The sequence below is a fragment of the uncultured Polaribacter sp. genome (assembly GCF_947501385.1).
Taxonomy (GTDB): Bacteria; Bacteroidota; Bacteroidia; order Flavobacteriales; family Flavobacteriaceae; genus Polaribacter.
In genome coordinates, this window is sequence record NZ_CANMVP010000032.1 from 1 (window position 1) to 24514 (window position 24514).

The following is a 24514-nucleotide window of genomic DNA, read 5'->3' on the forward strand; positions in this document are numbered from 1 at the left end:
ATAATAAACCAATTATTACTATTTTTAATAATGAAATAAATAACTAAAAACGGTCAACTCTAATCAGGGAAGTACAAATAGACAAACAGAAAATAGAAGATAGAAGATAGAAGATATCTTAAAACCATAAATATTGTTAAACTTGAAACCTGAAACCTTTTAACTACACCCCGTCTAACCTTGAAACCTAGAAACTTGAAACCTTTTGAACCTCATCCGTGTCTAACCTTGAATCTTTTGAAGTATGAAGAGGTAGGAAGTTAGCCGTTGGAAATTAGATATTAGATATTAGATATTAGAAGTTAGAAAATAGACAACAGAAAATAGAAGATATCTTAAAACCATAAATATTGTTAACCTTGAAACCTAGAAACTTGAAACCTTTTGAACCTCATCCGTGTCTAACCTTGAATCTTTTGAAGTATGAAGAGGTAGGAAGTTAGCCGTTGGAAATTAGATATTAGATATTAGATATTAGAAGTTAGAAAATAGACAACAGAAAATAGAAGATATCTTAAAACCATAAATATTGTTAACCTTGAAACCTAGAAACTTGAAACCTGAAACCTTTTAACTACACTCCGTCTAACCTTGAATTTTGAATTAAGAATATTGAACCTTTTGAAGAACCTTGAATCTTTTGAAGCATGAAAAAAACAACCCAAATAGCCTTGGCAATCGCCCTCCTCCTACTCCTTTTCCTATTCAAAGACTGGATTAGAAATGCCATCATTACAGGACTCGGGGGCTATACCACCAAAGAAACTCAAACCATTACCAAAACGGAATATAAACAAGGTGCTATTGATACGTTAGCGGTCTTTAACCACTATGTCAGCACCAAAGGTATTACGCTAAACCCCGAGCCTAAAATTGTGTACATTACACGTACAGCTCCAAATCAAAAAAATACAATCCTTCCCAAAGAAAGCGTACCGATAGATTCCGTCAAACAATTTGAAGTCCAAGTGAAAGATAGCTTGCTAGACGGACGCTTTACCATCTATAACAAGTTTAATGGAGATTTGCTCTCTTCTGAATTCAATTACAAACCGCTCTTTCCCAAATACCTGTTACGGGTAGATACCCTCCGAATCGCCACCACCCAAACGGAAACCTTGACTCGGATTCGTTCTAAATTCGGACTGGGCTTAGGGGTTGACACCCAAAGTCGGTTTCAAATTCTAGGCAGTTATACCACCAAAAACAATTGGCAATTTGTCTATGAGTTTGAAATCCCTAGTGGGATTACTGATCCTACGGACATAAAGCAACCTGTGCATGGGATTAAGGTGTTGAAGGGGTTTTAAGTAACCCCCTTTGTCCTACGGACATTTCCCCGAAGGGGAAAGTTGAGCTGTCATCAACCATGGTGTATCTTATTCTAGAAATTGGGACTTGGATTGCAAATTCCAGCTGTCGGGATGGTGTTTGTTCTGTGCTCCTGAAAGGGCGATATGACGATCCCCAAACCTGTTTCTCATGATTTTTATCGGATGGGATGCTTCCCTCCTTTACATGCATCGTCCCGCTGGGACTTACATTTGTTTGTAAAATATCTTAATGTAGGGCCAAATGCATTGGATAAGGAACTAAATAGGCGACATTGGTGAGTGCAGCTTGAAGTGAGTTTTGAAGGATTGGACTTTTCTTTTGTTTTGTTAGTGTTTATAGTAGGTATGGCTACTCTATTATTTTTGTGTTCATAAAAGTGTACGTTTTAGTTATCATGCAAATGAGATTTCAATCCTATATTTTATGAAAATTTTTAAAATAAGCTCATGAATTACATCTAAAAAAGGTTATTGGAGTTAATCTGAAGAATTAGTCTTGACCTAGTAACATTGATTAAACATTCCAAAAAAGTGACTACATTTTAAATAAATCGTAACCAACCCCTATTCCTAACCAAGGCTTCCCATCATATACCCAAGAGTTAGAAACTCTTCCAACACCTTTATCAATTCCCGTAAAAATTCCAACACTTATCTTATTCCAACTTTTAACATAGCCAAGTCCAAAACTTATAGTTCCTATGGTGCCTTCAGCGTCTCCTTGAGGTTGGGTTAATGTAACATTTGTATTAGCTGCAGATAATTCAACAGCAGTTGAGCCCAAAAAAGCACCTATTGTATTTTTTATTGTTTTAATTCTGTTTCCAACTTTTTTACGATGTGTAAATTTAGTTTTTCCCCAACTGCGTCCACTAAATAGTGCTAAATTAACAGAAGTACTAAACTCTTCACTTTTAATAATTATTTGTTTGATATCCATTTCATTACTTTTATCTAAAGCACTTCTATTCGTTTGAAACCTGTATTTTAATGGAATAGTAATGGCGTTAATATTCCATTCTGTAAATTTAAAAATTGCGGTATGATCATCAGGAATTTCATAAAACAATGCTTCTCTTGTTTCCATTTGATCATTTAGATTCTTATCCTCTTTAATTTCAACTTCAACCTCAACATCATTTTTATCCCTTTTAGTTGATTTTATGATACCATTATCTGATTGCAAATCATCATTTCCAACTGCTCCTTCTTTAAAAGGCCATAGATTTACATATAGTCTACCTTTTTCCATAATTAAACCTGCTTTATACTCAATCTTATTATCTTTTGCGTTGCCAAACGTTTTTGCTCTTATTACTGATAAAACTCCAATTCTTCTATATAATAAAGGATTATTAAAGTTATTTTCATTTACTAATAAAATATTACTCGAACAATCTTTTAGTTTAACGTCTTTGAATACGCCGTTTTCTATAAGTTTAATTTGTTCATCAATAATTTTTTTATTGGATGCCGACAACTGAAAATAATTAATACATTTTTCTCTAGATAAAAATTTGACTTTTGCATTTTCTTTTTCATTTAACGAATTATAATCATAGGTATGTTTTTTATCTTTTAGAAAATCAATGAAATTCGTTATTTTATAATTCTTATAATAGGTTTCTTGCCCATAACAAGCAAATCCGATTACTCCTATAAACACTAAAAAAATATTTTTCATAATCTGTAAGTTTAATTGAACTGCAAGTTCTTTATTTTTTTTTCAAAATATATACCTACAAATAGGGATATATACTTTTATAGAGGTCAGTAGTTAAATACATACTAAGTGAAAATTTTAAAATGCTGTTTATCAGATTCCTGAGTCATTCGTTATTGTCCGTTCGAGACCCGAGAAAAAAATTTTATCAAGCGATTGGAATGACATGAATTAGTCTATAAAATATGTCTGTTCGAGCATTGCCAAAATCAAAATGTATTTTGATTGAAGGTAGCTTGCGAAGCAAATCGAGAACTATTAAGTATTTAATAATCAATAAATTAAATAAACACGTCAATGGTAGCATTACTGAAATGAAAATGTATTTTCATTGAAAGTAGCTAGCAAAGCTATCGAGAACTATTGGTTTGCTTTATATAGGTTTCGACTGCGCTCAACCAGACATCGTTAGTTAATTATTATTTTTAATAAGTAACTAGCTACTGACCTCTATACTTTTATATAAAAATTTATAATTATGGATTTCCATAATTCTATTCCAGTTCTTTTCACTATTTTTAAAAATCAAAAAAAAACTGCAATCCAAACTTAACATCCTATCTGCCAAATGGCTAAAAAAGCAACAACCAAAAAACAAAAATCCATAGAAGAAACGTTATGGGATTCCGCAAATAAATTAAGAGGAACTGTAGAAAGTTCAGAATACAAACATGTAGTTTTAGGACTAATTTTCTTAAAATTTGCAAGCGATAAATTTCAAGTTCGCAGACAAGAATTGTTAGACGATGGCAAGGAGAGATTCATAGACATGGTTGAATTTTACACACAGAAAAACGTGTTTTATTTAACAGAGGAATCTCGTTGGAGCTATATTATTGCCAATGCAAAACAAGACGATATTGCGCTTAAAATAGACACCGCTTTATATACGGTAGAAAAAAACAACCCATCTTTAAAAGGTGCGTTGCCAGACAATTATTTTTCCCGTTTAAATATGGACGTTAGTAAATTGGCAGCTTTATTAGACACCATAAATAATATAGATACTTTAAAAGACGAGCAACAAGATATTGTGGGTAGAGTCTATGAATATTTTCTAAGCAAATTTGCGATTGCAGAAGGCAAAGGAAAAGGTGAATTTTACACACCAAAAAGTATTGTAAACTTGATTGCAGAATTAATAGAGCCGTATAAAGGGAAGATTTACGATCCTGCTTGTGGTTCTGGTGGTATGTTTGTGCAGTCTATGAAATTTATAGACAGCCATAACGGAAACAAAAAAGACATTTCTATTTACGGACAAGAATATACAGCAACTACCTATAAATTGGCAAAAATGAATTTGGCCATTCGTGGCATTGCTGCAAATTTGGGTGATGTACCTGCAGATACTTTTGGCAAAGACCAACACCCAGATTTAAAGGCAGATTATATCATGGCAAACCCGCCATTTAACCAAAAAGCGTGGCGAGCAACAGACGAATTATTAGACGACCCACGTTGGCGAGGTTATGATGTACCACAAACAGGAAACGCCAATTATGGTTGGATTCTTAATATGGTGTCTAAACTCTCAGACAATGGTGTTGCAGGTTTTATACTAGCCAATGGTGCATTATCTGGTGGAGGAACTGAATACGAAATACGTAAAAAACTTATTGAAAATAAGTTGGTAGAGTCTATTGTTATTCTGCCACAAAACATGTTTTACACCACTAATATTAGTGTAACTATTTGGATTTTAAATAATAACAGAAAAGAACGTAAGGTTAAAATTAATGATGTTGAAAAGAATTATCGAAATAGAGAAGATGAAATACTGTTTTTAGATTTAAGAGAAGTTGGTGTGCCTTTCGAGAAGAAATTCATACAATTTAGTCCTGAAAACATCGAAGATGTTTCAAAAACACTTCATAACTGGCAACAAGATTCAGGAACCTACAAAAATATTCCAGAATTCTGCTATTCTGCAACGATTGAGGAAGTGCGTAAAAGAGATTACTCATTAGTGCCAAGTAAGTATATAGAGTTCGTCAACCGGGACGAGAACATCAATTTTGATGAGAAGATGAAAGATTTACAAATTGAGTTTTCTCAGCTTTTAAAAGACGAAGCACAATCTAAAGCCGAATTATTAAACGTGTTTAAAGAATTAGGTTATGAAATCGAATTATAGAAAAATAGGTGATTTCATTCAATTAGTAGATGAACGAAATAAAGATTTAAAAGTTACCAAACTTTTAGGTTTAAGTATTTCTAAACAGTTTATACCTTCTGTTGCCAATATTTTTGGAACAAATATGGCAAACTACAAAATTATTCGTAAAAATCAGTTTGCTTGCAGTACAATGCAAGTAAGAAGGGATAAGAAAATGCCAATGGCTTTATTAAAAGATTTTGAAGAGGCAATTATTTCACAAGCTTATCCAGTTTTTGAAGTTGTAGATGAAACTATTCTGAACCCAGAATATTTAATGATGTGGTTTACACGCTCCGAGTTTGATAGACATGCTTGTTTTTTAGCTGTTGGTGGAGTCAGAGGAAGCTTAGAATGGGAAGATTTTTTAGAAATGCCAATTCCTGTTCCATCCATAGAAAAACAACTCGAAATTGTAAAGGAATACAACATAATTGTAGATAGAGTTAAATTAAACGAAACTTTAAATCAAAAATTAGAAGATACTGCGCAAGCTTTGTATAAACATTGGTTTTTAGATTTTGAGTTTCCTAATGCTGATGGAAGACCTTATAAGTCTTCTGGTGGCAAAATGGTTTTTAATGAGGAGTTGGATTTGGAGATTCCTGATGGTTGGGAGCTTACAAATACTGATAAATCTTCAGAAATATTATTTGGATATTCTTTTGATTCAAAACTATTTTCTGTTAATGAACTTGAAAAACCACTAATCAGAATAAGGGATATTATATCTAATAAAGCAGAGACTTTTACAAGTGAAAAAGTAGACGAAAAGTACATTGTCAAACCAAAAGATTTACTTATCGGAATGGATGGGAAATTTCATTGTAGAATTTGGCTTGGTAATGAATCTTATCTTAATCAACGAGTTGTTAGATTAAGAGAGAATTCTAATATCTCCATCTATAAAATATTCTTTTCCATTCAAGAAGAATTATTAAAATTACAAGATTCAATATTTGGAACTACAGTTTCTCATTTGTCTAATGGTAATGTTAGAAATTTAAAAATAATAAAATCTCCTTTGGATAAGAAGTATCAATTTATCTCAAATTCAATTATACAGAGACAAAATATATTCTTTTCTGAAAATTTAATTCTTCAGGAATTAAAAGATTTACTTCTTTCCAAAATGTCAAAAGTAGAAACAAAAACAGTTTTAGTTTAAACTCTATTATATGAAATTAAAAAACATTGCTATTACGAATTATAGAGGCGTTAAGAATATACAAGAAGTGCCTCTTAGAAATTTATCATCTATTGTTGGTAAAAACGATGCAGGAAAGTCTATAGTGCTTAATGCAATTGCTACTTTTTTAGATGCTAAAAACTATCCTGTTGTAGATTCAGATTTTAATGACAACGATTCAATAATTGTATTTCAAGTTGTGTTTGAACATTCCAATTTAAAAGAAATTTTAGAAGCCAAAATAAAAACTAAGATTAAAAAGGCTGATGGATTAGAAGAATTTTTAAATGATTTTATTTTTGATGGAACAATCATTTATGAAAGAGAAATTAATAAATCGGGTAAAGCATATAATAAAGAATCTATATTAATTAAAGATTTTAATGATGAAGAGTTTGCTAATTTGTATTTTAAAGCTGACGAAGAATTAAACAAAATTATTGAAGATAATACAGTAGTAATACCAGTTGAAGGAAAAGGACGAAATTCAAAAATTGAAAAAATTAAACATATTAAAGCATTTGCTATCGATAAAGGGATTCAGGTAGAAAATAAATTTATAATTGATGATTTTAAGATTAGTAGTTTATTTCCTCAAGTAGAATTGTTTGTCTCAGATTATGGTTTAGAAGCTGATACAAAATTTAAAACAAATTCTGTTACAGAGATTTCAGAGTATTTTCAAAATGCAATAAAAGAAGAACAACAACCTCTTAGAATTGTTGAAAAAGAAATTGAGACAGAAATGCAAATAGAAGCTGAATCAATTAAAGAATTTATGTCTGACTATACGTCTTCACTTCAAAAGGTTGAAATAAAACCTCAGATAATATGGAAAGATGCTATTAAGAATGTAGATGTCCGCTTTCAATTTGAAGGAGATGAAAATCCAATTCCAATGAGTCATAAAGGAACAGGATATAGACGTCTATTTATGGTTGCAAGATTTAGGTATTTAGCAGAAAAAAATAAGGGGAATAATATTGTTTATCTTATAGAAGAGCCAGAGACTTTTCTGCACCCTTCGGCTCAAGAAGACTTATTGAACGCTTTAAAAGAATTATCTGAAGACAATCAAATTGTTATTACAACGCACTCTCCTGTATTTGCAGGTGCTACAGAGACTAGTTCTGTAATTCTATGTAAAAAAGAGAATCAAACAATTTATAAATCCTCAACAGATGAAACAAGACAAGAGTTTTTGTTCAGTATAATTGAAGAGTTGGGTATTAAGCCATCTTTTAATTTAAGAGATAAGTTTGAAAAAATTCTTTTTGTTGAAGGTAAAGATGATGCTTTAGCTTATAAGCTTATTTGTCAAAAGATTTTGGATAGAGATTTAGAAGAAAAAGTATTAGTCCTGCCAACTGGCGGAAGTAGTGTAGATTTTTTTATAAATATTTCTTATTTCAAAGAAAATGGTAGAGAACTCTTTCTTCTTATTGATAGTGATAAAGGATTAACAGAAAAGGAACCAAAAAAACCAATTTTACAGGATAAAACAATAGAAGATTTTAATGCTAACTTTGGTTTTGGATATGCTCTTAAAAAGTCAAATTTAGAAAGCTACTTTCATCCAAGAGCTTTAGAAAATAATTATCACCACCTTAAAGATAATGAGATACATTTTTTTGGAGATAATGAATACTTAAAAGATTTTTTTAAAGAAAAAGGGATAAATAAAAAACATAACATTGATATATTTAATTCAATGACCAAGGAGCAATTTGAAGAAGTTTTGGAAATTGAGTTGATTGACTTTTTGAATAAAATATTAGAATAATGGCAGATTTACATGTAAGCAAAAAAACTATAGGCAAACTATTTAGTGAAATGCAAAATAGAAAATTTATTATACCCGATTATCAAAGACCTTATAAATGGAATATAGAAAAATGTGAGACATTATGGGAAGATATTGAAAACTTTGCTCAAACTGATGCTAAAAAAGGAGCAGATTATTTTTTAGGCACTATTGTTTCTTACAATAGCTTAAATTCTTTGGAAATTATTGATGGTCAACAAAGAATTACATCTTTTTTCTTACTACTACGTTCTTTTTATAAAAAGCTAGAAGCTATGCCAGAAGACGATGATGTCATTGGCCTGAAAAATCAATTAGCACCTTGTATTTGGGATATTAATCCTATTTCCCAAAAAGTATCTGATAAGAATAAAATACATATTGAATCTTTAGTTGCAACGGAATCTGATAATGAAACATTTCATGATATTTTGAAAACTGGTAAAGCTTCTATTCACGCAAATGATAATTACTCAAAAAACTATTTATACTTTAAACTTAAATGTGACGAGTACGCTACAATTAATCCAATGCAATGGAAAGAACTATGCGTAATAATTCTTCAAAACTGCATCCTATTACCTATAGAATGTGATACACCAGAAACAGCACTTACTATTTTTTCTACACTCAATGATAGAGGAATGCCATTATCAGATTCTGATATTTTTAAAGCTCAAATATATAGAAGTAAAAATGAGAAAAGTGAACGCGAAGAATTTACTACAATATGGAAAGACTTAACAGCAATCTGTGAGGAAGGTGGTATAAGTATTGACGATGTTTTCAGATATTATACGCACATTTTAAGAGCAAGAAATAATGATAAAACTAAAGAAATTGGCTTACGTAAATTCTATGCCGAAAGCAATTATTATAGATTAAAAGAAGAGGGTTTTATTGCAGAGATAATTGCTTTGGCTAATTTTTGGAGGTATATAAATAGAGATATTGAACCTGAAACTTTCAATTACTTGATTTTCTAGAAAGCAGAAAATTTATACATTGTTTATTTCATTATCCTAACGATTACTGGAAGTATCCTTTAAGCGTCTTTTTTATAAAAAATAAAGATTCAGAGACATTTTCTGAAGAACTAACTTTACTTTTAAGAAAATTATTAGCTTCACTTGTTTATAAATTTATAGGTGCTCCAACTGTTAATGCTATTAAGGGTGATATTTACCAATCATGTATCAGCATCATTAATAGGAATGAATTGACTTTTAGAATAAATTGGGACGAAGAAAGTCTACAAGGTGACTTCAATAATCACCATTCTTCAAGAATCTCTAGAGTACTCCTTTTATTAGATGCATACTTAAACCCAAATCAAATAGAATTGATTCCATTTACATCAGATATAGAACATATATTTCCTAAAAAATGGCAGAACACAAATTACAACGGTTGGGATTTAGAGGATGCTAATAAATATTTAGATAAATTAGGAAATAAAGTAATTTTAGAAAAGAAATTGAATATCCAAGCAGGTAATGGTTATTTCGGTATTAAGAAGAGTAAATATTTTAATTCTAAAATTGCTAATATAAAAGACCTCGCAACTTATCCAAAAGACGATTGGGTAAAGTCCGATATAGAACAGAGAGAAATTAATTTAAAACAAAATATCATAAATTTTTTTATAACTTTATTATAAAAATATATAAATTTTCAAAAAAAAGCCCTTATTTCAAACCCAATGAGTGAAACCAATCGCATAGAATACAAACGAGAATTTTCTAAAAAAGTAGATTTAGAAAAGGAAGTAATTGCGTTTTTAAATTATCCGGAAGGTGGAGAAATTTATATTGGTATAAATGCTGATAAAACTATTTATGGAGTTTCTAATTTAGATGAAACGATGCTTAAAATAAAAGATAGCATTAAAAATAACATTCAACCTTCTTGCTTGGGGTTGTTTGATATTATTGCGTTAGAAAAAGAAAAGAAAAATGTTATTAAAATTATTGTTTCTAGCGGTACAGAAAAACCCTATTATAAACGTAGAAAAGGGATGACGCCAGAAGGCTCTTTTGTTCGTATTGGTTCTGCTTCTGAACCTATGACACAAAAAATGATTGATGAGTTATTTGCAAAACGTACTCGAAATTCTATTGGTAAAATAATTGCACCTGTTCAAGATTTAAATTTCGAGCAACTGCATATTTACTATCAGGAGAAAAAGAAACCTTTAAACAAACAGTTTCAAAAAAATTTAGAATTAGCAACTACAGACAATGCTTTCAATTACGTAGCGTATTTACTAGCAGATACAAATAACATGTCTTTTAAAGTTGCTAAATATAAAGGAATTGATCGCATACATCTTTCTGAAACCAATGAATACGGATACCAATCTTTAATTAAAGCCTGCAAAAGCGTTTTAGATAAAATCGATATCGAAAATAAAACGCAAACACTAATTACGGCAAAAGACAGAAAAGACAAACGTTTATGGAATACAATTGCATTAAAAGAAGCAATTATAAACGCATTTGTACACAACGATTATACAAGAGAAGCGCCTCCAAAATTTGAAATTTTTAGTGATAGAATAGAAATAACATCTACAGGTTCTTTGCCAAATGGTTTAAGCGAAGAAGAATTTTTTGAAGGATTTTCTATTCCTAGAAACAAAGAATTAATCAGAATTTTTAAAGATTTAGAGTTGGTAGAACAGTTAGGTTCTGGTATTCCTAGAATTATTGCACATTATTCCGAAGAAAGTTTTAAATTTTCTGATAATTTTTTACGCATTACTTTACCAAAATCTTTTATAGATGAAAAAGCAACCGAGCATGTTACCGAGCAAGTTGACCCCTCAAGTACCCCTCAAGTACCCCTTAAGTTAACTCCCGTAACCGACCTAGTTACCGACCCAGTTACCGACCCAGTTACCGACCTAGTTACAGAAGCAAAAAAACAAGTCACCGAGCAAGTCACCGAGCATGTTAGAAATTTAATTAGGGTAATGGATAAAGATTACAGTATTAGCGAATTAATGCGTTTATTTAAATTAACACATAAGCCTAATTTTAGAAATAACTATTTGAATCCAGCTCTTGAAGGTCAATTTATAGAGCTTACAATACCTGATAAGCCTAAAAGTTCAAAACAAAAATATAGATTGACTCAAAAAGGAAAAAGTATAAAAAAATAATGAAATTCACAGAAGCACAACTAGAAAATGTTTTTATAAAGTTATTAGGAATTGAAGGTATTCCACATGTTTTAGGAAATACCATTGATCGCCAACAAAACGAAGTCTTAATTAAAGCAGATATTAAAGCGTATTTGCAAAATAAATACAAAGAAGACAACATTACAAAGAGCGAAATAGAAAGTGTCATTCGAAAACTACAGGTTTTTAGTGCATCAGACTTGTATGAATCTAACAAACAGATCATGAAATTGGTTTGTAATGGTTTTCAGTTAGAAAGAGAAGATCGTTCTAAAAAAGACTTGTATATTCATTTAATAGATTATTCTGCATCAGATAACAATATTTATAAAATTGTAAATCAATTAGAAATTTACGGTTACGAAAAAAGGGTTCCAGATGGTATTTTGTATATCAATGGGTTGCCTTTGGTAGTTATGGAATTTAAAAGTGCTATTCGTGAAAATGCCACAATGCACGATGCGTATGTTCAGTTAACGACACGTTATAAAAGAGACATTCCAGAACTGTTTAAATACAATACTTTTTGTGTGATTAGTGATGGCGTGAATAGTAAAATGGGCTCATTCTTTGCAAATTATGAGTTTTATTACGCCTGGAGAAAAGTTTTAGGTTTAGATAAAGAAGTAGATGGCATCAACTCCATGTATACTATGATTCATGGCTTGTTTAATAGAAACAGGTTGCGAGAAGTAATTCATCATTTTATTTACTTTCCAGATAGCAATAAACACGATTTAAAGATTGTTTGTCGTTACCCACAGTATTATGCAGCAACTAAATTATTAGAAAACATAAAACTGCATCAAAAGCCAGAAGGAGACGGAAAAGGTGGAACTTATTTTGGAGCTACAGGTTGTGGTAAAAGTTATACCATGTTGTTTTTGGCAAGATTGTTAATGCGAAGTCCACATTTTAAAAGCCCGACTTTAGTAATTATTACAGATAGAACCGATTTAGACGATCAATTATCTGGGCAGTTTACCAATGCTAAAGAATATATTGGAGACAATACAATTGTTAGTGTTGAAAGTAGAAAAGAGTTAAAAGAACTCTTACAAGGAAGAAAAAGTGGTGGCGTATTTTTAACGACGATACATAAATTTACAGAAGATTTAGAGCTACTAACAGAACGTAATAATGTAATTTGTATTTCAGATGAAGCACATAGAAGTCAGATTAATTTAGATCAAAAAGTTACAGTAACTGAAGATGGTGTAAAAAAGACCTATGGTTTTGCTAAATATTTGCATGATTCTTTACCAAATGCAACCTATGTAGGTTTTACTGGAACACCAATAGACGCAACGTTAAATGTATTTGGAGATATTATAGATTCTTATACGATGACAGAATCCGAAAAAGATGATATTACTGTCAGAATTGTTTATGAAGGTAGAGCTGCAAAAGTTGTTTTAGAGAGTAAAAAATTATACGAAATAGAAGAATATTATAGAAAATGTGCGGAAGAAGGTGCAAATGATTATCAAGTTGAAGAAAGTAAAAAAGCTTCCGCAAATATGAATGCCGTAATTGGTGATCCTGATAGAATTAGAGCCGTTGCGCAAGATTTTGTAAAACATTATGAAACTAGAATTGAAGAAGGTGCAACGTTAAAAGGAAAAGCATTATTCGTCTGTAGTTCTAGATCAATTGCATTTAATTTATATCAGGAAATAATTGCTATACGACCAAAATGGACAGAAATAAAAGCTTTTGAGGAAGGTTCTGAATTATCAGAAAAAGAAAAGAAAGAGATAAAACCTATTGAGCGCATCAAAATGATTATGACTCGTGGTAAGGATGATCCAAAAGAAATGTACAATTTATTGGGTACAAAAGATGATCGAAAAGAGTTAGACAGACAGTTTAAAAATGAGAAATCTAATTTTAAAATTGCGATTGTTGTAGATATGTGGTTAACTGGTTTTGATGTTCCTTTTTTAGACACGATGTATATTGATAAACCAATACAACAACATAATTTAATTCAGACAATTTCTAGAGTAAATAGAAAATATAAAACAAAAGAAAAAGGTTTGGTCGTGGATTATATTGGTTTTAAAAAGCAAATGAATTTGGCTTTAAAACAATATTCAAAAGTAGATGGTCAAAATTTTGAAGATATAGAAACTTCTATTGTTGTTGTAAAAGATCAGTTAGATTTATTGGCAAAACTGTTTCATAAGTTTGATGCATCCGATTACTTTTCTGGTGTTGGAATAAAACAGTTAGAATGTTTAAATAAAGGCGCTGAATTTGTTCAATTAACCAAAAATATTGAAACGCGTTTTATGAATATTGTAAAACGCTTAAAAGTAGCTTATGACATTTGTTGTGGTACAAATGAGTTTACTGGAATTCAGAAAGATTACATTCATTTTTATTTAGCCATCCGTTCTATTGTCTTTAAGCTAACAAAAGGGAATGCGCCCGATACAGCACAAATGAATGCAAGAGTTAGAGAATTAATCAAAGAAGCCTTAAAAAGCGATGGAGTTGAGGAAATTTTTAAGTTAGGGGAAGATAAAGAGAGTGAAATAGACATTTTTGATGAAAGTTATTTAGCCAAGATTGAAAAAATTAAGCTCCCAAATACTAAGATTAAACTGTTACAGCAATTACTTTTAAAAGCAATTGACGAGTTAAAGAAAACGAACAAAATACAAGGCGTAGATTTTTCTCAAAAATTTAAATCTATTGTCGATAAATATAACGAACGTAAAGAATCAGATATTTTGCAGAGTAATGTTTTAGAAGATTTTACCGATGAAATAATTGATTTGTATCATGAATTAAGAAAAGAGAAAAGCTCTTATAAAGACATGGGGATTGACTTTGAAGAAAAAGCATTCTACGATATTTTAAAAGCGATTGCAAATAAATATGATTTCAATTATCCTGAAGATAAATTAATACATCTTGCTAAAGAAGTCAAAAAAGTGGTAGACGATAAAACAAAATATACAGACTGGAATCAACGTGATGACATAAAAGCAGAATTGAAAGTAGATTTAATTATATTGTTAGCAGAAAATGAATATCCTCCAATTACCAAGGATGAAGTTTTTAAAGAGATTTTTGAACAAGCAGAGAATTTTAAGAAATATAAATCTTAGAGTTCTAAAACAGTATCGGATAATGAGATGAATGTAAGTAAGCCTAAAATAAATAATATAAGTAACCGTAAAAAGAAGAATTTATTAAAATCGTAAGATAATTTTTTTTCTTTATTCTCAATTGGAATAAATAGAGACAAAAACTGATTAATTAGCAAAATGGTTAGAAATTTTCCCCAAAAACCAGCATAAAGAAAATAATTAGAAAGTTTTGAATCGTCAAGACCTAAAGCTTTATCAAAAAAATGAATTAGTATTAATAAAACAATAGAAACAAAAAAAACAAGCTGTACTTTGCCATACATTCTTTGCTTCTTGACTTCATTCTCCATCTTTTTATTCTTCGATGGAATATAGGTCAAGTTCATATTGATGATTTTTGAAGCTTTTAAAATGAAAATATCTCCTGGTACTTTAAGCCTATTTCTTGATTTTATAGGCTTTTCTTCTTGGGTCGATTGTTCGTCTTTAATCTCAATCCCTTGATTGTTTAAGATTTTTTCTTTCCTTTTATAACGATGTGTATCAATTAGATACACCTTATCTAGTTGAGTAATATCGTCACTTTTTAAATCATAATCAACAACATATCCTGTATACAATTCCTTTTGATCATTTTGATCACTAACAGAAACCAATATATCTGCATAGGTCATCAAAATATTTTGATCTTTGCCTTTATTTCCTTTAAGTGAAACCTTATGAGCTTCCTCAAATTTTTTCATATTCAATACTTCTCCACTAAATATATAATACCATTGATTTTTAAATCTAAAAAGCTTAAATTTTTTATCCCAATTTTGAAACCTTATTAATCGACTACTTATGAAACCAGTTAGTGCTGAAAAAGTAGAAACTACAAATGAGTATATAAAAAACTTTATAATATGATTATCAATAAAGTTCTTGGTTACCTCTTGAGTTCCATTAGATCCATCTGATGTAACATCTCTGAAAATTATAAATATATCTAAAAAGCTAGAGTCAAAACCAAGTGAAAAATAATAAATTACAAGAGCAAAAACTTGAATCATTATTCCCGGTATTATACTGAAAAAGATAGAATGCAATACAGGATCTTTTGTGTTGAATTGCTTTGAAAATTCTCCATAAAAATAAAACCTCCTAAAAACTATTCCTGGTATAACTATTGAAATAAAAAAAGCTATGAAACCTACTGTTAAATTCAGAGCTATTTAATTTATAAGATTGACTTCAATTTTGTTTTATCCCAATCTCCTGTAGAATGATATGCGTCAACAGCTTCACGAAGTTTATCAGCTTTTTCTGGATTCTGAACAGCTTTTAATCCATCATCAGAGATAACCTTTGTTTCAGTGGAGAAAGTAATATTTTTAAACTTATGATAAAGAAATAAGATTACCGATAAAATACCTACTATGGCAATTATACTTTCTAAAATATTTTTACTATTTTTCATATCTTATGCTAAACTATCTATTTTCTAACTCTTAAAAAAATGTTTCACTATGTTTTGTGAATTAATTATATATTAAAAAATATCGCCCCCTATCTCGTCCTCCTAAAAACAAAAAAGCCTTCAAAACCAAATGGTTAAGAAGACTTTAAGTGAGCCCAAAAGGAGAAGAGTCGAACTTTCTTATTGAAGATTATAATTCTATACTAGCTTTTATGAAATCTGAAAAACTGAATAATAATTAATAATGATTTTTATCTTTTAGAGGTCAGTAGTTAGTTGCATATAATTTGGTTGTGATTTGTCTTATGAAAAAAATGTTAAAAAATGCCAGTAGCATTACAATAATTTTCTGAGAGATTTCAACAAATAACCCAGCCTAATAAGCCACTATCGTTCCAAAAAGAATTATATAATCATCTGGATGTTTATTTATCATTACTAATTGATAAAAACGCTGAGCTTTAACATAAAGGAATATCATCCTATTTTAGAGTAAATCGTAAAATATTTTAAAATCTCTGTTCTACAAACATTTATAAAAAAGAATACTGCTTTTATAATAACTTTGGAAGAAATAATGGTGTTTTTCCAATACAATTGATAGCAAAAAAACAAAAGAGGTTAGCATAAAGTTTCCCCAATGTTGTCTAGTGATCGGTACTTAAAGGGAGAAGAAGTAGTATATTATTTGCTATATACTAATGTACCTCATGCTTGTGTAAAAGTATCCATTTGCTTCAATCCACCATAACGACTTCCCATTCCTGCAGCTAATATTACTAGTGTTGGTTTTTTCATTGTTTTTTACTTTAAAATCTAAAAAAAGTCATTTTAAAAAATTAATATCTAAACTTATTATCTCTAAATTACTCCCAAATCTTTCCCTACTTTTTTAAATGCAGAAATTGCTTTATCTAAGTGCTCTTTTTCATGAGCAGCAGATAGTTGTACCCGAATTCTAGCTTTTCCTTTCGGTACTACAGGAAAGAAAAAACCAATTACATAAATACCTTCCTCTAATAATTTATTTGCCATTGTCTGCGAAAGCTTCGCATCATATAACATCACAGGTACAATTGCTGCATCTGCACCCACCAAATCAAATCCTGCTTTTTCCATTTCAATTCTAAAGTAATTTGTATTCCATTCTAGTTGATCTCTCAATGAGGCATCATCTGCAATTAAATCGAACACTTTTAATGATGCTCCTACAATTGCTGGCGCTAAAGAGTTTGAAAACAGGTAAGGTCTAGAACGCTGACGTAATATTTCTATGATCTCTTTTTTGCCTGTGGTATAACCCCCCATTGCACCTCCTAGAGCTTTTCCTAAAGTTCCTGTTACAATGTCTACTCTATCCATTACATTTTTTAACTCAACCGTTCCACGACCTGTTTTCCCTATAAAGCCTGTAGCATGACATTCATCAACCATTACCAATGCATCGTATTTATCAGCTAAATCACAAATTTGATCTAGTTTGGCTACAATTCCATCCATAGAAAAAACACCATCTGTAACTATAATTTTAAATCGATGATTTTGTGTATTCGCTTCAATTAGTTGTTCTTCTAGAGAATCCATGTCGTTATTATTATAACGGTAACGACCCGATTTGCACAAACGAACGCCGTCTATAATAGAAGCATGATTTAAACTGTCTGAAATAATGGCATCTTCTTTTGTTAATAATGGTTCAAAAACGCCACCATTTGCATCAAAACAAGCAGCATATAAAATAGTATCTTCTGTTGTGTAGAATTCTGCAATTTTTTCTTCCAATTGTTTGTGGATATCTTGAGTTCCACAAATAAATCTTACGGAAGACATTCCGAAACCATGCGAATCTAATGTATCTTTTGCTGCTTGAATTACTTCTGGATGATTTGACAATCCTAAATAATTATTCGAACAAAAATTGATCACTTCTTCACCTCTAGAAATTTTAATAATTGCATCTTGAGAAGAAGTAATTATTCTTTCAGATTTATACAAACCTGCGTCCTTTATTTCCTGAAGCTCTTTCTTTAAAGTATCTTTAATTTTACCGTACATATTTATTTAAATTGTAGCTAATTTATACTGTTCTTCTAATTTTTGAATCATTATTTTAGACATGGTATCTAAATTGAAAACAGGTTTCCAACCCCAATCTTTTCTTGCATCTATATCGTTGATACTTTGTGGCCATGAACTTGCTATTTCTTGTCTAAAATCAGGATTATAACTTATTTCAAAATTCGGATATATCTTTTTTATTGCCTCAAAAATTTCTCTTGGATTAAAACTCATTCCTGCTAGATTGTATGAAGTTCTTACAGATATGTTCTCTTTTGGAGCATCCATTAACTCTAAGGTAGCTCTAATTGCATCATCCATAAAAATCATTGGTAAGGTTGTAGATGCTTCTAAAAAGCAGTTGAACACCTTTTTTTTAACCGCACTATGATAAATATTTACAGCATAATCTGTTGTACCACCTCCAGGTAAGGATTGGTATCCTATAACTCCAGGATATCTTAAAGACCTTACATCTAAACCATATTTTTCATAATAATAATTTCCCCAAATTTCTCCTGTACTTTTACTAATTCCATATACTGTAGCTGGAGTCAAGTTCGGATTTTGTGGTGTATTTATATGTTCTATTTCATTACCAAAAACAGCAATTGAACTTGGATAAAACACCTTAATTATTCCGTGTAATCTTGAAATTTCTAAAACATTGAAAAAAGATTTCATATTAATATTCCAAGTTCTTAATGGGTTTTCCTCTCCTTTTGCAGATAGAATTGCAGCTAAATGATAAATTTCGGTAATTTCATTATTAATAACTATTTCTTCGATTGAACTGTAATCTGTGGCATCCAACTTTTCGAAATGACCTATAAAATTGGGATTATCAAGCAGATCTGAAGCAATTATATTATGTACTCCATATTTTTCTTGTAGTGTTTTGGTTAGTACAGATCCTAATTGACCTCTCGCACCAGTAACTAAAATTTTAATCATAACTATATTCTTTTAATGATATTATTTATTTTTCTTGACAAATCTGTTTTCTACTTTAGTAAAAAATAGATATTTTATTCATATAGATGGTGTAGTATTCTGTTTTTCTTAAATAGTTTAAAATGTAATTTATTTCACTTTTACTAGAAAGAATTAAAGTGACTTGAAACTTAAACAAAGCCTACGGTATTTATTTTTTTAAGAGTGTAATCGTATATAGTTAGTCCGTAAAAAAAATATAGAAAAAGCCGTTTCAAATAGTTTTGAGACGACTTTATAAACCAAACTAATTCAAATAATTATGGTTAGTATATGTATGCTTTTACTTCCGCTAAAGCAGCATTTTCAGTTCCATCATGAGAAGCTTTTGCAATAATTTTAAAATATCTAAAAGTTTTAGCTGCAGAGAAATCTACATTTTGTGCAGATTTAGACTTTTCTAACGTAAAACTACCTAAAGAAGTCCAAGTATTTTTGTCTGAACTTGTTTCAATTTCTATCGTTTTAATAGTTCTAGACAAACTTTGTCTTTGGTAAAACTGTAAACCTTCAACTTTTACTTCTGCGCCCATATTAACAACAATGGTATGTGGTGCTGTTGCTGTGCAACCTGCACTCCAGCAAGAATGCCAGTAAGTTTCTAGATTATCATCTAAAATATCTGCGGCTCTCCCAGTTGAACCTTCTCCACCTTTATCTTCTTGTGTACTATAGCTTTCTATAGACCAAGTAGATCTATTTAAAAGAGTAACAACTTTTGTTGGTCCAGGTAATGTAGGTTTTGGTAATTTAGAAAAATCAATATTTGGAGCAGTACCAGAAGCTGTTCTAGAAAATGAGGTGTTTGGTGTTACATTATTATCAAAAAAGCCACAATTTTTTAAATAGAATGAATTTCCTTCTGATCCACCAGCATAATCAAATCGATCTCCATTAGCTGCAGTTGCATCTGCTGTAAATTTTCCTTCCTTCATTTCTACCCAGTTACTTTCAGTTGTATATGCCCATTGATTTCCATAATTTACTTTTCTAGTCTCGTTACCTGTACTTGGATTAAAGTTTTCTAAAAATGAATGTGCTCTTTTTATATAAGTAATTGTTTTTGGTCTTCTTAAGCTTGCAATCAATTCCCATTCTCCAATTTCTGGGTCGAAAAAATATCCTGTATAATCTGTTGAACCCGTTACAGAAGAAGGTTCTCCTTTTAATAAAAATTTATAGGTAGTTCCTGCTTTCCAGTTAGCATTTTTAAAACTCTGAATTCCGGAACCTTCATTTCCAAAATCTTGAACGGTTACTCCTTTTCCATTTCCTAAATTTGTTACTTTATAATCTTCTGGAATTTGAGTAGGATCATCTGTCTCAAATGCACTCCATATAGAAAATAGTACACGTCTTTCTGTACTAGAATTTACCTGCATTCCAAAATATCCATTAGAATGTCCATTCGTCATAAAGAAAGTCCCTAATTTATCTTGTCCTGGAGCCACAGTAACTTCATTATAAAACCATTGTACATCTCTGGCTTCTGGTTGCTTATAACTCATATGTACAGATGGACCTCTTCTACCAAAATGATCGTTACTTTGGGGCACAAAATTTAAAGTTGTAGCAACTGCTGTCCCTCCAAAAAGAATTTCATTTAGATCTCCTATATAATTATCTGCTTTTTCTTTTCCTTGAATTTCAATCTTTACATACCCTTCAGTAACATCAAAAGTGCCAACATCTACAACTTCGTAATTTGTGTTTTTTATATCAATTGTTTTTGTGATTCCACCAATGGTTACATTAATTTTAGAAGAACCATCTGGTGATTTCATTTTTAAACCAACATTTAATTTACCACTACCAGTTCTTACAAATGTGTTAATTACATCATCCAAAGATTGCCAGTTATGGATACCATCTTTAGAAATAACATCTTTGTCTTTAGCTATATTTCCTACCACCCAACTATTTGACCCAATAGGAACCGTTTTAGTGAGAGTTAATTTTTCAGAAGGATCTGGTTCTTCTCCTATTGGATCTTCATTAACTCCGCTTCTGCTAGAACAAGAACAGTGGTAAAATACTGTGTGTAATAGAAATATTACTATAAAAAAACTTTTAGTAATTTTAAATTTATTTGCTTTTTTTCTCATAATGAATCAGAATTAATTTTTTTTATAAATTTGATGTTTATCGTTATTATTTACTATTAAAATATTTGTGTTTTCTCTATTTTTAAGAAGTCTTAATTTACGAGCGTCCTTATCTGCATAAAAACCTGTTGAAATATTTTTTTTGTAAGTAAACTTTCCTTTTTCTTTACCTTTTAAAGATACACCAATACCTGCATCAGCTCTTGTTGTTTCTATTTCTGATAGATAATTATTACCAACCAATAATAAATCTTTAATTTTATCATTATCGAAATCGTAATAAAGAATATCATTTACTGGTGCTCTTTGAACTTCTATTGGAAATGCTAAAAATTGAAATTCATTTTTACCATTATTAATAAAAATTCCAGACCGAAATTCATTTACTTCATAGTGTAAAGATGATATGATGCCAGTACCTAAAATGCCTTCTAAATCTGAATTTGCAAATTCGTTATAGGTTTTTATCTTATCTTTTAACATAGGTATTTGTTGCGAAGTACAAGATTTACCTCTCACAGGAACCTGCTTTGAATTGTAGTATTTTGCTAATATAATATCCTCTACACCATTATTATCAAAATCTTTGGTGTATATATGGAATGGTTCTTCTTTTGAGGCAGAATGTTTGTAATTCAGTCCTAAATTTCCAGCGATAATATCTTTGTCTCCATCGCCGTCTATGTCTTCTACTAAAATGGAGTTCCACCAGCCTTTTTCTGAAGATAAACCAGTATATGCTTTATTTTTAGTTAGTTTTCCATCGTTGTTTATAAAAACTTCAACTCCCATCCATTCTCCTGTAACTACTAAATCGTCATCCGAATCATTATCTATATCTACCCATTGTGCATCTGTAACCATACCAATAGTTTCAGCTTCTGGAGCTATTGAAGCTATTTTATTCTCAAATACACCATTGGTATTTACCAATAAATAGTTTTTAGGCGAATAAGGATATTTTCCAGGAATAACTCTACTTCCTATAAATAAATCGAGGTCATTATCGTTATCAAAATCTGATGCGATTACAACTGAACCTGCTGAATTTATCAACGGTAATTTAGAAGTTGTTCTTCTAAAATTATTTCCATTATTAATATACAAACGATCTTGTAATAATACAGAATTTTCTGAAAACTCATAACTTCCACTGACTACATACAAATCTTTGTCACCATCATTATCTGCATCAAAAAAACAAGCGGCAATATCTTCATAATTTTTATCTTTTTCAAAATCAGCTATGATTAATTCTTTAAACGTGCCATTTTTCGTAGCCATTAGAATTTTTCCTGATTGTTGATGTGCTCCTCCAATAAAAACATCTTCTAAACAATCATTATTTAAATCAGCAGTAGCAACTGCTGGTCCTGTTTGAGATAATTTATGCGGTAATAAAAGTTGTTTATCAAAATCTTTAAAAGGGATTTCTTTATGAGAAAAATTAAATTCTTCCTCTTTAAAAATTGCATTCTCTATAACTTTTGTTTCTACCCTTCCTGGTTTTTTGGCATTTTTATAATCTATTATAATGGTTTTATTTGTTTTAGTTGCTTCTAACAACTCTTTTTTACCATCAACCCAAATAATTTCTATTTTATCAAGTTCTTTTTGATTTCCTAAACCAAAATTTAAAGTATTTGACATAGAAGATAAATAGCCTCTTGCATTTGTAAGTTCTCTTATTAATATTTCTCCATCATTTTGATGAACTCTTACTTTTGTTCCGACTCCGAATTTATTTGTAGGCGGTCCAATAAATTTAAATTGTAAAAAATGATTATCACTTATTTCTCGTGCATTGTTTCTTAATAAGGTAGCATTTTCATCTAAATTATTGGTAACAATGTCTAAATCTCCATCATTATCTAAATCTACATAGACAGCTCCATTTGAAAATGTTGGTTTTTCATTTGCCCAATCTTTCGATTTGTTTTCAAATTGTGTATTCCCATTATTTCTAAAGAGATAGTTGGTTAGTTTTTGCTGTGGTAGTTTTTGTGTAAACCCATAAAAATCTTTTTCTTTTAGATTTGCTTTGTTTTTGTTGATATATGCATCGATTTCAATATTTGCATCTCTATCTACAACATCTCTATACACACCATTGGTTACATACAAATCATTATAACCATCTAAATCGAAATCTGCAATCAATGTAGCCCAACTCCAATCTGTTTTTGCAACACCAGCTAATTGAGCGATTTCGCTAAAAGTACCATTCCCATTATTTAATTGCATGGTGTTGTGCATATATTGATGATGATAACCATTGTTAACCATTGCATTAAAACGATCTATAGACATCATAGACATTGTTGTTTTAGAGCGGATATAATCTTCTGGACTCATATCTGCAACCATTAAATCTAACAATCCATCATTATTGATATCTGCAAAATCTGATCCCATACTGTAGTAAGAGATATGCTTAAAAAGGATTTCTTTTTTATCGGTAAAAGTTCCGTCTCCATTATTTACATAAACGAAATCTGGCATAATAAAATCGTTACTCACATAAATATCTGGCCAACCATCATCGTTTAAATCACCCACTTGTGCATGTAATCCAAATCCCAAATCTGGAATGATACCAGCAATTTCAGAAACATCTTCAAATATCCCATTTCCATTATTTCTATAAAGCTTATCAGCACTTTTTGATGCTTTAATTTTTGCTTTTTGCTTTTGAATTTTGTTTAAATCTAAAAGCGCTCCAGATAAATTAAAATCTGAAGGAGCATTTGTAATATATACGTCTAAATCGCCATCTTTATCATAATCAAAAAAGGTAGATGAAATAGACCTATTTGTATCGTCTAATCCATATTCAGAAGCTTTTTCTGTAAAAGTTAAATCTCCATTGTTTATATAAAGCATGTTTGCCAAACGTTCATCACCTTTATACCATCCTGCTCTGTTGATATAAATATCTAAAAAACCATCATTGTTTACATCTGCTACAGAAACACCAACATCAAAGCCTACCCTTTTTTCGATTCCTGCTTTTACTGTGATGTCCTCAAATTCAAAATTCCCCTTATTTAAAAAGAGCTTATTATGATATATGTTTGAGGTAAAGAAAAGGTCTTGTAAACCATCATTATTAAAATCTGCTGCAGCGACACCACCTCCTATATACATATATTGATATTTATAGTAATGAAGTTTTTCTGATTCTAATATTTTATTTTGAAACGTTACCCCAGATATGCTTGCAGGAATATTTGTAAATAGCTTATCTGCTTTTAAATTATCAATTTCATTCTTACATGATAATAAAAAAATAAATACTCCGTATAAGAGATACTTTTGCATTTGTATGTATTGCTAATATAAAATTGTTGTTAATCTAAAGAGGTAATGTTTCTAGCTAAAGCTGAAATGGGTGTTCTATATATTG

15 protein-coding genes are annotated in these 24514 nt (G+C 30.4%); 8 read left to right on the forward strand and 7 right to left on the reverse strand.

Annotated elements, in window-relative coordinates; translation table 11 throughout:
- Positions 1–647: 647 nt before the first annotated feature.
- Complete coding sequence (locus Q0998_RS16970) at positions 648–1310, forward strand: hypothetical protein (protein WP_299672007.1); 663 nt, start codon at positions 648–650, stop codon at positions 1308–1310.
- 559 nt (positions 1311–1869) lie between these two features.
- Here Q0998_RS16970 and Q0998_RS16975 read toward each other — a convergent pair.
- Positions 1870–3018: a hypothetical protein gene (locus Q0998_RS16975; protein ID WP_299672009.1), complete on the reverse strand. Its 1149-nt coding sequence runs from the start codon at positions 3016–3018 to the stop codon at positions 1870–1872.
- 607 nt (positions 3019–3625) lie between these two features.
- Between Q0998_RS16975 and Q0998_RS16980 the strand changes: the two genes are divergently transcribed.
- The 7 genes from Q0998_RS16980 to Q0998_RS17010 all read left to right on the forward strand — a co-directional run bounded on the left by Q0998_RS16980 (position 3626) and on the right by Q0998_RS17010 (position 14511).
- Positions 3626–5194 (forward strand): class I SAM-dependent DNA methyltransferase, encoded by a 1569-nt coding sequence (locus Q0998_RS16980; RefSeq protein WP_299672011.1) that lies wholly within the window; start codon positions 3626–3628, stop codon positions 5192–5194.
- A complete protein-coding gene (locus Q0998_RS16985; protein ID WP_299672013.1) occupies positions 5178–6383 on the forward strand; it encodes a restriction endonuclease subunit S in 1206 nt (401 codons plus the stop codon). Before Q0998_RS16980 ends, Q0998_RS16985 begins: the two co-directional genes overlap by 17 nt.
- A gap of 10 nt (positions 6384–6393) precedes the next feature.
- Complete coding sequence (locus Q0998_RS16990; protein WP_299672015.1) at positions 6394–8187, forward strand: AAA family ATPase; 1794 nt, start codon at positions 6394–6396, stop codon at positions 8185–8187.
- Complete coding sequence (locus Q0998_RS16995; RefSeq protein ID WP_299672017.1) at positions 8187–9194, forward strand: DUF262 domain-containing protein; 1008 nt, start codon at positions 8187–8189, stop codon at positions 9192–9194. The genes Q0998_RS16990 and Q0998_RS16995 overlap by 1 nt, the downstream gene beginning before the upstream one ends.
- 233 nt (positions 9195–9427) lie before the next feature.
- Entirely contained in the window at positions 9428–9868 is a 441-nt protein-coding gene (locus Q0998_RS17000) for an HNH endonuclease family protein (protein ID WP_299672019.1), read from the forward strand.
- Positions 9869–9910: 42 nt separating this feature from the next.
- Positions 9911–11371 carry a Fic family protein gene (locus tag Q0998_RS17005; protein ID WP_299672021.1) on the forward strand — a complete coding sequence of 487 codons (1461 nt, stop codon included), beginning with the start codon at positions 9911–9913 and terminating at the stop codon, positions 11369–11371.
- Complete coding sequence (locus Q0998_RS17010) at positions 11371–14511, forward strand: HsdR family type I site-specific deoxyribonuclease (RefSeq protein WP_299672023.1); 3141 nt, start codon at positions 11371–11373, stop codon at positions 14509–14511. The genes Q0998_RS17005 and Q0998_RS17010 overlap by 1 nt, the downstream gene beginning before the upstream one ends.
- Here the strand turns inward: Q0998_RS17010 and Q0998_RS17015 are convergent.
- From Q0998_RS17015 to Q0998_RS17040, 6 genes are all read right to left on the reverse strand, one after another.
- Positions 14508–15545 carry a hypothetical protein gene (locus Q0998_RS17015; RefSeq protein WP_299672025.1) on the reverse strand — a complete coding sequence of 346 codons (1038 nt, stop codon included), beginning with the start codon at positions 15543–15545 and terminating at the stop codon, positions 14508–14510. The two genes, Q0998_RS17010 and Q0998_RS17015, sit on opposite strands and share 4 nt — an antisense overlap.
- A gap of 167 nt (positions 15546–15712) precedes the next feature.
- A complete protein-coding gene (locus Q0998_RS17020) occupies positions 15713–15952 on the reverse strand; it encodes a hypothetical protein (RefSeq protein ID WP_299672027.1) in 240 nt (79 codons plus the stop codon).
- A gap of 861 nt (positions 15953–16813) precedes the next feature.
- A complete protein-coding gene (gene kbl, locus Q0998_RS17025) occupies positions 16814–18007 on the reverse strand; it encodes a glycine C-acetyltransferase (RefSeq protein WP_299672029.1) in 1194 nt (397 codons plus the stop codon).
- Between the two features lie 6 nt (positions 18008–18013).
- The gene (locus Q0998_RS17030) at positions 18014–18964 is read right to left on the reverse strand and encodes an NAD-dependent epimerase/dehydratase family protein (protein ID WP_299672031.1); all 951 of its coding nucleotides are present in this window, start codon (positions 18962–18964) and stop codon (positions 18014–18016) included.
- A 305-nt stretch (positions 18965–19269) separates the two neighbouring features.
- Positions 19270–21108: a DUF3472 domain-containing protein gene (locus Q0998_RS17035; RefSeq protein WP_299672033.1), complete on the reverse strand. Its 1839-nt coding sequence runs from the start codon at positions 21106–21108 to the stop codon at positions 19270–19272.
- 12 nt (positions 21109–21120) lie between these two features.
- Positions 21121–24429, reverse strand: coding sequence for a VCBS repeat-containing protein (locus Q0998_RS17040; RefSeq protein ID WP_299672035.1), 3309 nt, complete (start codon positions 24427–24429; stop codon positions 21121–21123).
- Between the last annotated feature and the right edge of the window lie 85 nt (positions 24430–24514).

Bases quoted from the DNA above. Each gene is read 5' to 3' on its own strand.
- Q0998_RS17030 (WP_299672031.1), bottom strand. From the start codon at position 18,964: ATGATTAAAATTTTAGTTACTGGTGCGAGAGGTCAATTAGGATCTGTA.
- kbl (WP_299672029.1), bottom strand. From the start codon at position 18,007: ATGTACGGTAAAATTAAAGATACTTTAAAGAAAGAGCTTCAGGAAATA.
- Q0998_RS16990 (WP_299672015.1), top strand. From the start codon at position 6,394: ATGAAATTAAAAAACATTGCTATTACGAATTATAGAGGCGTTAAGAAT.
- Q0998_RS17035 (WP_299672033.1), bottom strand. From the start codon at position 21,108: ATGAGAAAAAAAGCAAATAAATTTAAAATTACTAAAAGTTTTTTTATA.
- Q0998_RS16980 (WP_299672011.1), top strand. From the start codon at position 3,626: ATGGCTAAAAAAGCAACAACCAAAAAACAAAAATCCATAGAAGAAACG.
- Q0998_RS17020 (WP_299672027.1), bottom strand. From the start codon at position 15,952: ATGAAAAATAGTAAAAATATTTTAGAAAGTATAATTGCCATAGTAGGT.
- Q0998_RS16975 (WP_299672009.1), bottom strand. From the start codon at position 3,018: ATGAAAAATATTTTTTTAGTGTTTATAGGAGTAATCGGATTTGCTTGT.
- Q0998_RS17005 (WP_299672021.1), top strand. From the start codon at position 9,911: ATGAGTGAAACCAATCGCATAGAATACAAACGAGAATTTTCTAAAAAA.
- Q0998_RS16970 (WP_299672007.1), top strand. From the start codon at position 648: ATGAAAAAAACAACCCAAATAGCCTTGGCAATCGCCCTCCTCCTACTC.
- Q0998_RS17010 (WP_299672023.1), top strand. From the start codon at position 11,371: ATGAAATTCACAGAAGCACAACTAGAAAATGTTTTTATAAAGTTATTA.
- Q0998_RS17015 (WP_299672025.1), bottom strand. From the start codon at position 15,545: ATGATTCAAGTTTTTGCTCTTGTAATTTATTATTTTTCACTTGGTTTT.
- Q0998_RS16985 (WP_299672013.1), top strand. From the start codon at position 5,178: ATGAAATCGAATTATAGAAAAATAGGTGATTTCATTCAATTAGTAGAT.
- Q0998_RS17040 (WP_299672035.1), bottom strand. From the start codon at position 24,429: ATGCAAAAGTATCTCTTATACGGAGTATTTATTTTTTTATTATCATGT.
- Q0998_RS16995 (WP_299672017.1), top strand. From the start codon at position 8,187: ATGGCAGATTTACATGTAAGCAAAAAAACTATAGGCAAACTATTTAGT.